We start from the raw sequence: 12,506 nt of genomic DNA on the forward strand, positions 1-12,506 counted from the left end.
ATCAGAATCCACGGTGTTTTCATGAATGGTTTTGAACTCGGCCTCTTCGAGGTCTCGCACCTGTTCCTCGCGCCGGTGCTCGTGCTGATCTCGGCCTCTCTCGCCTATGCGCTGGTGGCACTCGGCATGTTTGCGGCGGAAGCCGTCCAGCGCTGGCGCTTCGGCCATCGGCCGGTGCTCGGCGGCGGCATGAGCGACGATCTGGAGCTGACGATCATGCGGCGGCTCGAATGGCTGCGCATCGTCTCGCGCACGGCGCCGATGCTGGGGCTGGTCGCGACCATGATCCCGATGGGACCGGCCCTTCTGGCGCTCAGCCGCGGTGAAGCCGCGTCGGTGGGCGAGAACCTGGTGGTTGCCTTCTCCGCCGTGATCCTGGCGCTCGTCGCGGCCAGCATCACCTTCTTCATCCTGACGATCCGCCGCCGCTGGCTGCTGGAGGAACTGCGCGGCATCGAACGGGCAAGGGAGGCAAGCTGATGCGCTTTCTCGACCAAGACGACGACGACCCGCTGCTGTCGGTGGTCAACCTGATCGACCTGTTCCTCGTGGTGATCGGCATCCTGATGATCCTCATCGTCACCAATCCGCTGAATCCGTTCTCGTCACAGAAGGTGACCGTAGTGGAGAACCCGGGCCAGCCCGACATGCGCATCACCATCAAGGATGGCAGGGAGCTGACCCGGTACGAGGCCAGCCAGCAGGTCGGCGAAGGGCAAGGGATGCGCGCCGGCACCACCTACAGGCTCGATGACGGACGCATGATCTATGTGCCGGAGAGCAGCGAGCGGCCGTGACAGGCCATGGCGGCTCGCTGCCCGGGCGGCGCGCGTTTTCCTCGCGTTTTCGGCCGTGTCGAATTCTTGCGGGTTGATCAGCCGGCGAAAATATGGTGGCTTCCCGGGCCATGAGAACAGCTTTGCTCACCGCGCTCGCGCTCCTGACGGCGAGTTCAACAGCCCATGCCCTCGACAGCCGCCTGAAAGCCGGGCTGCTCAAGCTCGATCCGCAGACGCGGCTGGAGCAGCGCTGCGATGCGGAGGTGCTGGACCGGATCACGCATGACGACCCGCACTACAAGGCCGACCGCGTCGTCGCCTACGCCTTCGGCCAGCCGGAAATGACGGACGATTCGATCAAGAGCAAGGTCGCCGCCTTCCGCAGCCGGGGCGAGTGGTACCGGCTGAAGTTCAAATGCGAGACGGCGCCCGATCACATGGAAGTGCTGAACTTCAAGTACCGGATCGGCGACAAGATCCTGAAAGAGGACTGGTCGAAATACTACCTCTATCCGTGAGTGCTGGAGCCGCATTTTCGAGGCTGGAAGCTGCTGGTCTGACCCAGGAAGCAGCACCGTCGAAATCCTACAGGCCAAGTGCCACCTTACGCCCGTCATGGATGGCATAGGCAGCCTGCCGTGGCGCGGTGCAGTCGCCGATCGTCGTGAAGATAATGCCACGGGCCAGGAGCTCGACGGCAAGGCTGTCCTCGGCCCTGTTGGTACCGGCAAAGACGAGTGAATCCGCGGTGTGCTCCTGTCTGGCGCCGGTGAGCAGCGAGACGATCGCGGCCGTCTTGCCATCCCAGCGCACGACGGCACTCTCGGTCAGGAAACGCACACCGAGACCCGCCAGCGCGCGTCGCAACGGCGCGTCCGCCGCCATGCGCTGCAGTTCCTTGCCAACGAGCGGATCAGGTGTCACCAGCGTCACCTCATGGCCATCCTCGGCCAGACGCCACGCCGTGCCGCAGCCTTTCCAGTTGCCGCCATCGTCGAGCACGATCACCCGTTTGCCAGGCCTCGCCTCACGCGCCATCACGGCTTCTGCCGAGAGCACGGTGCCGGTACCGGGGATCGCATCGAACTGCGGCAGCGCCCTCTGGAACGCCCCGTCCGGCGGCTGTGAACCGGTCGCGACGATGACATGGTCGACGCCTTCCCGCGCGACATCGTCGGCCTCGACATACTGGCCGTAGCGGACATCGACCTGGAGTTGGGTGAGCTGCCGCTGGTACCAGTCGATCAGGTCGATGATCTGGGCGCGGCGCGGTTGCATGCCGGCAAGCCGGAACTGCCCGCCGAGACGGTCCGAAGCTTCCGCGAGCGCCACCTGGTGGCCGCGCTCGGCCGCCACCCGCGCCGCTTCCAGCCCGGCCGGACCGCCGCCGACGACAAGCACGCGCTTCGGCCTTGCCGCCGGCGTGAAGCGGTCGCCGCCCCACTCCCATTCGCGGCCGGCCGAAGGGTTGATGACACAGCTGATCCAGTAGTCGCGCGAGCGCCGCCCCCAGCACATCTGGTTGCAGGACAGGCAGCCGCGAATGTCCTCGGCCCTACCGGAGGCGGCTTTGTTGGCAAGATGCGGGTCGGCGATCTGACCGCGCACGATGGAGACGAGATCGGCGCGGTCCTCGCTGAGCACGCTTTCGGCATTTTCCGGAGTGCGGATATGGCTCTCGGCGGTGATCAGTGCGTGGCGCACGGTGGACTTCAGCACCGCCGCCAGATCAGCCCCGAGCTTCTCCGGGTAGAGGAAGGTCGGCATGATCTTGTAGAAGTCGAAATAGCTGCCCGAGCCGCAGGTCACATAGTCCATCAGATGCTCGCGATCGTGCCGGTCGATGATCTCGGCCAGCGCCTCACGCGACAACGCCACCTCGACGTCCTGGTCGTCGTTGATGGCCAGGCCAACGATGAAATCGTCACCGCATGCGCGGCGGATGCGGCTCATCACCTCTCGGCTCATGCGGGTACGGTTCTCGAGGCTGCCACCCCAGCGGTCGTCGCGACGATTCGACCACGGAGTCCAGAACTGGTCGAGCATCGAATGATAGGCAGCCCAGACCTCGACCCCATCAAAGCCCGCCTCGCGGCAGCGCCGCGCGGCCTGGACGAAGCCGTCGATCGTCTCCTCGATATCGGCCTCGGCCATGCGGTGCGAGCCATCGGAATCGTGGTAGCTCGGCAGGCCGGACGGCGACCAGCCGGCGTGGAAGGAGTTATCGGCATCGGCGTGCTGGCCGACATGGTAGAGCTGTTGGATGGCGACGGCGCCGTTGCTTTTGATCGCCTCGGTCACCTGGCGGAAATGCGGGATCACGCCGTCGTCCGATGGCCGAAAATTGCCGCGGGTCAACACCGCCGCCGGATGCACGGGCATCGGCTCGACCACGATCATGCCGGCGCCGCCGATGGCGCGCTCGGCATAGTAGCCGACATGCTGCCGGGTCGGCAGGCCGTCGGCCGCCATGTTGGCGGTGTGCGCGCCAAAGACGATGCGATTGCGCAGCGTCTTGCCGCGCAAGGTGACCGGCGTGAACAGACGTCTGAATTTCCGTTCGGACATTGTGCCTCCCTTGGAGCGTTTCCGTTTTTACGGAAACGCTCCGGTACCCGCTGGTGGATCGCCTGCTCCGGCGATCACTTCCATGGACGGACAATCGAGGCTGGCAGTCAATGTGAACGAAATTCTTCTGCGGTTGAGCCACAGGCAACCGAACTGGGCGCTTTACCCGGAACCGCCCTTCGCTTTACGCAATTCCGGACGCGAAACCGCTGCGCGCTTTTGCTGGAATTGCTGCTGAGCCCGGTGGCTAGAACAGGCTGAGCGCCAGGTAGGTCAGGGCGGCGATCGCGGCGGTGGCCGGCAAGGTCACCACCCAGGCGATGACGATGTTGCCGGCGATGCCCCAGCGCACCGCCGAGACGCGGCGTGCGGCACCGACGCCGATGATGGCGCCGGTGATGGTGTGCGTGGTCGACACCGGCACGCCGAGCCAGGTCGCCGCGAACAGGGTGATGGCGCCGCCGGTTTCGGCGCAGAAGCCCTGCATGGGATTGAGCCTGGTTATCTTGGAGCCCATCGTGTGCACGATGCGCCAGCCGCCGAACAGCGTGCCGAAGGCCAGCGCGCTCTGGCAGGTGATGACCACCCAGAACGGCACGTAAAATTTGTCGCCCAGCATGCCCTGCGAATAGAGCAGCACGGCGATGATGCCCATGGTCTTCTGCGCATCGTTGCCGCCATGGCCGAGCGAATAGAGCGAGGCCGAGAAGAACTGCAGCACGCGGAAGGAGCTGTCGACGGCGAACGGCGTCTGCCGCACGCACACCCAGGACACGATCAGCACCAGGACGAGCGCCAGCACAAAACCGGTGAGCGGCGACAGCACGATGGCCGCGACCGTTTTCAGAAGCCCGCTCCAGACGATGGCGCTGAGGCCGGTCTTGGCGAGACCGGCGCCGACCAGCCCGCCGATCAGCGCATGCGAGGAGCTGGACGGGATGCCGGCGAGCCAGGTGACGATGTTCCAGACGATTGCCCCGGTCAGCGCCGCGAAGATGACGCCGGGCGTGACGATATCGGCATCGACGATGCCCTTGCCGATGGTCTCGGCGACATGCAGGCCGAAGACGGTGAAGGCGATGAAGTTGAAGAAGGCCGCCCACAGCACGGCATATTGCGGCCGCAGTACCCGGGTCGAGACGATCGTGGCGATGGAGTTGGCGGCATCGTGCAGGCCGTTCAGAAAATCGAAGAACAGCGCGACGCCGATAAGCGCGACCAGGATCGGAAAGGCAATGGTCGGGTCCATGGCGGTCAGACGTTCTCGATGACGATGCCGCTGATCTCGTTGGCGACGTCCTCGAAACGGTCGACCACCTTCTCGAGCTGACCGTAGATCTCGGAGCCGATCATGTAGGCCATCGGATCGGACTTGCCGTGGCGGCGGAAGAGGTCCTTCAGCCCCTGCTCATGCAGGTCGTCGGCGCGGCCCTCGACGCGCATCACCTGCTCGGCGATGGCGTTGAGCCGTGTCGTGTGCGTGCCGATCTTGTTGAGCAGCGGGATCGCCTCTGCCACGAGCTTGGCCGCCTCGACGATGACGGCACCCATCTCCTGCATCAGCGGATCGAATTCGCGCTTCTCGAACAGCTTCACCGTCTTGACGGTCTTGTGCATCATGTCGATGGCGTCATCCATCGACTGGATCAGGTCCTTGATGTCGCCGCGGTCGAAGGGCGTGATGAAGGAGCGGCGCACCGCCAGCAGTACTTCGGCGGTGATCGCGTCGGCCTGGTTTTCGAGCTCAACGATCTCCCTGCACCAGCGCTCGACATCCTTGCCGGACAGCAGCTGCTGCAGGGCTTCCGCGCCACCGACGACGGTGCGGGAATGCTGTTCGAACAGGTCGAAGAAACGGTCTTCGCGCGGCAGCAGCCGCCTGAACCAGCCCAGCATGATTTCTCTCCGCATCGTCTGTAAGTCGGCAAAGCCAATAACGCCTTTATGCCGGATAACGCAAACAGATAGCCGGCTTTTGAACAGTCATGGGTTTCTGCCAGTGGAATCGGGACCTGCCCCGGTCACGCTGGTTCCTGCCCCCTTGCACGCGCGGAGTTCCCGCTCACCTTCGTTTTGGCCGAACTGTCCTGGACCACTGTGCCTTCCTCGGCGTTCCGGCATGGATCCCCGACACTCTCCGCTCCATGCGGTCGCTCCGAGGTCGAGGATGACGGGGAGAGCGGCGTGTCGGCCAATCTTCAACGTTGGCGATGACGTGGTGCCGGCGGGCGACGATGTCAGCACCAACGCTGACAATCAGCGTCGGCGCTCTGTGAAGTCCGTCATCCTCGACCCCGTAGGGAGCGAAGCGACCGAAGGGTGTCGGGGATCCATGCCGGAACGTTGAGGAAGGCTCCGCGGCCGAGAACAGCTCAACGTCGCGACAGCGATTGGCAAAGGCGAACAGCCAACTACGTTCCACGTCGAAGGGAGCGCAGCGACTGGTCGGCGAGCCATGCCGGAACGGTGACGAAGTGGAACCGGCTCGTGTCCCGTCGGGGTCATAAAATGGTCAAGTTCCGTATGCCACCATCGCCCCGATACTGAAGGGAGCGCATGCGCTCCGGCAGGCCATGGGACGGCAACGGGCCTGCTGAAGTGTCTGGCGTGCAGCACGCGCCGCAGGGCTATGGGGCTTGTCACGGAGATGAGATCCACCATGGCCTATATTCCCGGTACTGAAAAAGACGATCAGCTGTACGGCGGCAACGGCGCCGACCAGATCCTCGGTTTCGGCGGCAAGGACCGTCTTTTCGGCTTTCGCGGCGACGACAGCATCAAGGGCGGCGACGGCGACGACCAGCTCTGGGGCGACGAAGGCAATGACACCCTGTCGGGCGATGCCGGGCGCGATGAGCTCTACGGCGGCACCGGCAACGACACGCTGCATGCGGGTCTTGGCGGCGACGTGCTCGATGGCGGCGCCGGCAACGACACGGTGAGCTACGCCGATGCCCCCGGCTACATAACGCTCGATCTCGAACTCGGACGCGGCGTCGGCGATCCGCAACATTACCCCGACAGGGCCCAGGATACCTATGTGGGCATCGAGAATGTCGACGGCTCGGCGTTCGACGATTCCATGGTCGGCAGCACCGCCGCCAATGTGCTGCGCGGCGGCGGCGACAATGATTTCCTGTCCGGCGAAGTTGGCAACGACACACTCGAAGGCGGCAGCGGGCGCGACCGGCTCTATGGCGGCGACGGCAACGATGTGCTCGACGGCGGCGCCGGCGGCGACAAGCTGTGGGGCGGCACCGGCAACGACACCTATGTCATCGACAGCGCCGACGACCGCGTCGATGAAGCCGACGATGGCGGCATTCCTCCCGACGGCATCGACACGGTGAAGTCGAGCATGTCCGTCTCGCTCTCGAACACCACGACCTTCAAGGGCGACATCGAGAACCTGACGCTGACCGGCAGCGGCAACCTGAACGGCAGCGGCAACGACCTCGACAATGTCGTGACCGGCAACACAGGCGCCAACAGGCTGGACGGCCGTGCCGGCGACGACACGCTTGCCGGCGGCTTCGGCAACGACACGCTGGTCGGCGGCGACGGCAACGACACATTCGTGTTCGACACCGCGCTCAACCCCGGCTCGAATGTCGACAGGATCGCCGACTTCTCGGTGGTCGACGACACGATCTGGCTGGACAACGCCGTCTTCAGCGCGCTTGGCGCGCCGGGTGCGCTCGACGCGGCCGCCTTCCATGTCGGCACGGCGGCGCACGATGCCGACGACCGCATCATCTACGATCCGACCAGCGGCCATCTCACCTACGACGCCAATGGCGACGCCGCCGGCGGTTTCACCGACTTCGCCGTGCTCGAAGCCGGCCTCGCGCTGACCAGCGCGGATTTCATCGTGGTGTAGTGCATCCTTTCCGCCGCGCGGGGGAGTGACTCGCGCGGGCGGAGGATGTGACTGGGCGGGCTTTCGCTGGAGAGGGAAGTTCTGGATCGCCGAGCCTTCCTCGGTGTTCCGGCATGGATCCCCGACACTCTCCACTCCCTGCGGTCGCTCCGAGGTCGAAGGATGACGGGGAGAGCGGCGTGTCAGCCAATCTCCAACGTTGGCGATTACGCGGTGCCGTCGCCGACGAGCGATGCCAGTGCAGACGGGCGGCGATGCCAGAGCTGACGCTGACAATCAGCGCCGGCGCTCAATGAAGCCCGTCATCCTCGACCTCGCAGGGAGCGCAGCGAGCGGAGAGTGTCGGGGATCCATGCCGGAACGCAGACGAAGGTGCAGCGGCTCACGACGTTCAACTATGACGAGGCGAACAGGGACTCCCGTCATCCTCGGCCCGTGTGGAACGAAGCGACAGAAGGATGGCGGATGCCGGAACGTTGAGGAAGGCTACGCGGCCGAGAACAGCTCGACGTCGCGACAGCGATTGGCAAACAGCGAATTACGCTCCCCGTCGAAGGGAGCGAAGCGACCCGGTCGAAGACCGATGCCGCAACCCGGCAGATCAGCCCGCGAGGCGCGCACGAAACAGGGTGCTGCCATCCGCCAGTGACGACCGGGAGATGTCGTGGAACCCGGCCTCGGTCATCCACGCGCGATACTGACCTTCCGTGTAGGCCTCACCGTGGCGATAGAGGTTCAGGAAGGTGAGGTTGAGAAAGACGCCCTCGGGCGGGCTAAGGCGGCCGTCGTCAACGACGCCCCATCCCGCGATGGCGATCTCACCGCCGGCGTTGAGGCAACGCGCCGCGTTCAGGATCGCGCTGCGCGCCTTGTCCGGCGGCAGCACCTGGACGACAGCCTTGAGGATCGCGAGATCGTGCCGGCCTGCCGATGGCGCGAGCGTTATGTCGCCCTCTTCGACAACCACGTCGCCGGCGCCGTATTCCAACAGGATATCCGGTGCTGCCGCCGCGACCGTCGGGAGTTCCATCAGCGTCGCCGAAATCCGCGGCCACCGCTCGCGCAACCCGACGAGAATGGTTCCGGCCCCGCCGCCGATGTCGATCGCCGAGCCGGTCGCCGAGAGGTCCATGGCCTGCGCCAGATGGCGGCCGAAGATCACCCCGCCCGGGGCGAGCATGCGGCTGAAGGCCGCCGCCTCCTCGCGGCCCGCTTCCGAAAAATCGTGCAGCGCGGCCGGCCGGTTCTGGCGCAGCGAGTCCGCAGTCAAGAGGTCGGCACCCCAGAGCTCGCGCAGCAGCGCATGATCACCACCGCGATAGGTCGACCGAGATGCGTCGAGGAAGGCCGATGCTTCGGCTCCGTTGCGAAATCGACCATCCACGACTTCCAGGAGATCGATGCTGGCCAGCGCGTAGAGGAGCCGCGACAGGCGATCGGGATCGACGTCGAGCGCAGCGCCAAGGCTGTCGGCGGTCTGCGCGCCGCCACCGAGCCGCGTGAAGATGCCAAGCTCCAGCCCGGCACGCAGCGCCAAAGCGGGCGGCACCGCCGCGATCATTTTTTCGATGCGATCAAAATCCACCATGCCAAATCCGTTTCCGTAGTCCGACTTCGAAGCAGTCGGAAGATGGATTCGACCGGAAAAGACGATCAGGCGTCGCCACAAAAGCAATTCCAGGAAAACCGCTTTTCCGCCCGCGATTGCGTGAAAACAGGAGTTGGAGCGTTCCGCGGACACGGTAACGCTCCTGCCGCGACGGGAACTCTGTCACGGAACCGAAGCGCCTTTCAACTGACAGGGCCTGCCATGAGGACGCTTTCCTGCCGGCTGATGACACGTGATGCTGTGGTGGAGAGGTGCCCTAACCCTTCACCGCCAGCACCAGCCAGGGCACGCCGAACCGATCCGTCACCATGCCGAACCGGTCGACCAAGTCGACCCGGTCCGCCCAGTCGACCTCGGCCAGCGGCGTCGTCACGGTGCCACCTTCGCTCAGCGCTTCGAAGATGCGGCGTGCCTCGTTGGCGCCCTCGATGTGCAGCGAGACGCTGAAGCCCTGCATCGGCACATGCTGGTCGGGCGGCACGTCATTGCCGCGCAGCACGGAGTGGCCAAGGCTGAGTTCGGCGAAGCGGACCTGGTCGGGCGCGGCGGCGGTCGAACCCGGCGGCAGGGCCTTGTCCTCATTGGCGCCGAAGGTGTTCATCACCGTGATCACCCCGCCCATCAGCCGGGCATAGAATTCGAACGCCTGCCGGCAATCGCCGGCAAAGGCCAGTTGTGGTGCGGTGTTCATCCTGACGGTCCTCCATGAGGTGATGCTTGTCGAACGCGACGGCGCGAACGGGGTTCCTGCGAAGTTGGGCACGCGTCATCCTCGACCTCGGAGGAAGCGCAGCGAATGATCCGGGATGACGGAAGTCGAGGTGTCGGCGCAACGGTGCTCGAAAACCCGATCTGCCATCCCCGCCGGGCCTTGACGAAAACCGCCGCGCCTGTTGAGACCGGGCGATCGGAACGAGGCGGGGCTGCCGGTGAAACGCGTTTTTCGGTTGATCGTGGCGGCGGTCATGGCGGCGGGCGTGGCCGGCTGCACCAGCATTTCCTATTACGCCAGGTCGCTCGAAGGCCATGTCGAGATCATGGCGGCGCGGAAAGATGTGGGCAGGCTGATCCAGAACCCGGCAACGCCGCAGGCGCTGCGCGCCAGGCTGATGTCGGCAAGCGCCATCCGGCAATACGCGACGGACGCGCTGGCGCTGCCCGACAACAGCAGCTACCGCAGCTATGCTGACATCGGGCGCGAAGCTGTGACCTGGGCGGTTTTCGCCGCGCCACAATTCTCGCTGGCACCCCAAACCTGGTGCTTTCCGGTTTTCGGCTGCGTACCGTATCGCGGCTATTTCGATCGCAAGGAGGCAGCCGAAAACGCCGTCGCACTGCAGAAGGAAGGGTTCGACGTCCACGTCACCGGCGTCACCGCCTATTCGACGCTCGGCTGGTCGAGCGATCCGCTGCTGTCGACCATGCTCGGCCAGAACGACACCTTCCTCGCCAGCCTGATCTTCCACGAACTGGCGCATCAGCGCGTCTATGTGAAAGGCGACTCCGCCTTCAACGAGGCCTTCGCGGTGGCGGTCGAAACCAGCGGGGTGCGCAAATGGCTGCGCGCCAGCGGCAATCTCGCCGGGCTGCGCCGCTACGAGGCCGATCGCAGGCGCCGGGCCGATTTCCTCGGCCTGCTGGCGACGACCCGCGAGGAGCTGCAGCAGGTCTATCAAAGCGCACGAACGCCTGAACAGAAGGCGGCGGCCAAGGCAGCCACGATCGAGACGCTGCGGGCGCGCTACCGGTCGATGCGCGACGGGCGCTGGGCGGGATACCGGGGCTATGACGCCTGGTTCGCCGCCCCGATCAACAACGCCAAGCTCGCCGCCACCGCCGTCTATGGCGAACAGGTGCCGGCATTCCTGCGCCTGTTCGATCTCTGCGCCGGCGACTACCCGAAATTCTACGCCGCCGTGCAGCGGATCGGGAACCTGCCGCAGCCCGCCCGCGCCGGGGCGCTCGCGGCGGCAAAGGCGTGCCGTTGATGTAAGCGACGGGAAGTCGGCAGGTCCGGCGCAATCGCCTATGGCGTAAGCGCCCCTCTCCGTCTCGGGCAAGACGGCGGCAAAGCCGCCGTGCCCGAGACGGAGAGGGGGAGTTCACAAGCGCAGCCGTTAAGGCAAGGCAATGCTTCCCAGCAACGAAGGCGCCTACTAAGGTACCACCCAGCGAGCGAACAAGCCCCACGGATTTTCGACATGTCACACCATGCGGCGCGACAGGCTGTCGTCGGGCAACCTGCCGAACCGGCTGAAGACGAATGGCTGCGGCAGGCGCAAGCCGGCGATGCAGCGGCCTTCGACCAGCTGGTGAAGCCTTACCGCAGGCGGCTGCACACGCATTGCTACCGCATGCTCGGCTCCCCCTTCGACGCCGACGATGCCCTGCAGGAGACGCTGCTTGCGGCATGGCGTGGCCTCGGCACGTTCGAGGGCCGCAGTTCGCCCGGCACCTGGCTGACCAGCATCGCCACCCGCATCTGCCTGCGCATGATTGCCAAACGCCCCCGGCGCCTGAGGTCGGGCGACCGCGCCGCACCGCTTCGGGCAACGGCGGAACTGGGCGAGCCGATCGAGGGACCGCTCTGGCTGGAACCGCTGCCGGACGGCGAACTGGCGGACGATGACGATCCGGCAGCGATATTGCTGCGCCGCGAATCCATCGGGCTCGGCTTCGTCGCCATGCTGCAGCACCTGCCCGGCCTGCAGCGCGCCGTGCTGCTGCTGCGCGAAGTGCTCGGCTATTCGGCAGTCGAGACCGCCGACATGCTGGGCACCAGCGTGGCGTCGGCCAACAGCGCGCTGCAGCGCTCGCGGCAGACGATGCGGGCGAAGACCGACATCGGCGAGAAGCAGCCCGTCGACCCGCAGGGGCTCGAACGGCTGCTGCAGGCCTTCCTCGCCGCCTGGGAAAGCCGCGACATCGCGGCGATGGTCGAGCTGCTCAGCGACGACGTCCGCTTCACCATGCCGCCGCTGCCGGCCTGGTTCGATGGCCGCGCCTTCGTCGAAAAATTCTTCGCCGAGCGCGTGTTCCAGACGCCCTGGCGGCTGGAACCGCTGCGCGGCAACGGCCAGCCCGGTTTCGCCTGCTACATCAGGCAGGCCGGCGACGACCGTTTCCGGCCCGGCGGCGTCGTGCTGCTCAGCTTCGCGGACGGCCGCATCGCCGCCATCGACAGCTTCATTGACCCCGCGGTTTGCCGCCGCTTCGGCATGCGCGAGGAAATTTGACCCGGCGCGATCCTGGACAGCAGTTCTGTCCGGAATTGCGCAGAGCCTGAATGTTCCGTGTTTCGGTGAACACATAATCCCAGCGGTGATGTGGGCGGCGTGGTCCTCACCAGCGTTCCGGAATGGATCCCCGACACTCTTCGCTTCGCTACGAGGTCGAGGATGACGAGAGTAAAGAGCGCTTCGGCCAATCTCCAACGTCGATGATGACAGGGATGTTGTTGGCGGAGATGTTTTGGCGGCGTTGATGGTGACGCCGGCGATGACAATGAGCGCCGGCAGTTCATGACGTCCGTCATCCTCGACCTCGTAGCGAAGCGAAGAGTGTCGGGGATCCATTCCGGAACGTCGATGTGTTTGGTGAGAACCCTTCCGAACTTTTTTCGCCGCGCAGCGATGAGTTTCAGCGTCGCGATGTCTCCAAGGCAATGACA

Annotated in this window: 11 protein-coding genes; 6 read left to right on the forward strand and 5 right to left on the reverse strand. The window is 65.4% G+C overall.

Going from position 1 to position 12,506, the window contains the following annotated elements:
* Positions 1 to 21 precede the first annotated feature (21 nt).
* The 3 genes from C1M53_RS06400 to C1M53_RS06410 all read left to right on the forward strand — a co-directional run bounded on the left by C1M53_RS06400 (position 22) and on the right by C1M53_RS06410 (position 1,297).
* Positions 22 to 480 (forward strand): MotA/TolQ/ExbB proton channel family protein, encoded by a 459-nt coding sequence (locus C1M53_RS06400; RefSeq protein ID WP_129411475.1) that lies wholly within the window; start codon positions 22 to 24, stop codon positions 478 to 480.
* Complete coding sequence (locus C1M53_RS06405; RefSeq protein WP_129411476.1) at positions 480 to 797, forward strand: DUF2149 domain-containing protein; 318 nt, start codon at positions 480 to 482, stop codon at positions 795 to 797. The genes C1M53_RS06400 and C1M53_RS06405 overlap by 1 nt, the downstream gene beginning before the upstream one ends.
* Positions 798 to 907: 110 nt before the next feature.
* Positions 908 to 1,297 (forward strand): DUF930 domain-containing protein, encoded by a 390-nt coding sequence (locus C1M53_RS06410; RefSeq protein WP_144378044.1) that lies wholly within the window; start codon positions 908 to 910, stop codon positions 1,295 to 1,297.
* 67 nt (positions 1,298 to 1,364) lie between these two features.
* Here C1M53_RS06410 and C1M53_RS06415 read toward each other — a convergent pair whose 3' ends face one another.
* From C1M53_RS06415 to C1M53_RS06425, 3 genes are all read right to left on the reverse strand, one after another.
* Positions 1,365 to 3,347 carry an FAD-dependent oxidoreductase gene (locus tag C1M53_RS06415; RefSeq protein ID WP_129411478.1) on the reverse strand — a complete coding sequence of 661 codons (1,983 nt, stop codon included), beginning with the start codon at positions 3,345 to 3,347 and terminating at the stop codon, positions 1,365 to 1,367.
* A 247-nt stretch (positions 3,348 to 3,594) separates the two neighbouring features.
* Positions 3,595 to 4,596: an inorganic phosphate transporter gene (locus C1M53_RS06420; RefSeq protein WP_129411479.1), complete on the reverse strand. Its 1,002-nt coding sequence runs from the start codon at positions 4,594 to 4,596 to the stop codon at positions 3,595 to 3,597.
* Between the two features lie 5 nt (positions 4,597 to 4,601).
* Positions 4,602 to 5,243, reverse strand: coding sequence for a DUF47 domain-containing protein (locus C1M53_RS06425; RefSeq protein ID WP_129411480.1), 642 nt, complete (start codon positions 5,241 to 5,243; stop codon positions 4,602 to 4,604).
* Between the two features lie 763 nt (positions 5,244 to 6,006).
* On the opposite strand from C1M53_RS06425, the gene C1M53_RS32315 reads away from it, so the two are divergent.
* On the forward strand, positions 6,007 to 7,227 hold the full coding sequence (locus C1M53_RS32315) for a calcium-binding protein (protein WP_281040921.1): 1,221 nt from the start codon (positions 6,007 to 6,009) through the stop codon (positions 7,225 to 7,227).
* 601 nt (positions 7,228 to 7,828) lie between these two features.
* Here C1M53_RS32315 and C1M53_RS06435 read toward each other — a convergent pair.
* Entirely contained in the window at positions 7,829 to 8,815 is a 987-nt protein-coding gene (locus tag C1M53_RS06435; protein ID WP_129411482.1) for a methyltransferase, read from the reverse strand.
* A 277-nt stretch (positions 8,816 to 9,092) separates the two neighbouring features.
* A complete protein-coding gene (locus C1M53_RS06440) occupies positions 9,093 to 9,527 on the reverse strand; it encodes a VOC family protein (RefSeq protein ID WP_129411483.1) in 435 nt (144 codons plus the stop codon).
* 238 nt (positions 9,528 to 9,765) lie between these two features.
* On the opposite strand from C1M53_RS06440, the gene C1M53_RS06445 reads away from it, so the two are divergent.
* A complete protein-coding gene (locus C1M53_RS06445) occupies positions 9,766 to 10,824 on the forward strand; it encodes an aminopeptidase (protein ID WP_245488467.1) in 1,059 nt (352 codons plus the stop codon).
* 213 nt (positions 10,825 to 11,037) lie between these two features.
* On the forward strand, positions 11,038 to 12,072 hold the full coding sequence (locus C1M53_RS06450) for an RNA polymerase subunit sigma-70 (RefSeq protein WP_129411484.1): 1,035 nt from the start codon (positions 11,038 to 11,040) through the stop codon (positions 12,070 to 12,072).
* The last annotated feature ends 434 nt before the right edge of the window (positions 12,073 to 12,506 follow it).

Source organism: Mesorhizobium sp. Pch-S (genome assembly GCF_004136315.1).
GTDB lineage: Bacteria > Pseudomonadota > Alphaproteobacteria > Rhizobiales > Rhizobiaceae > Mesorhizobium.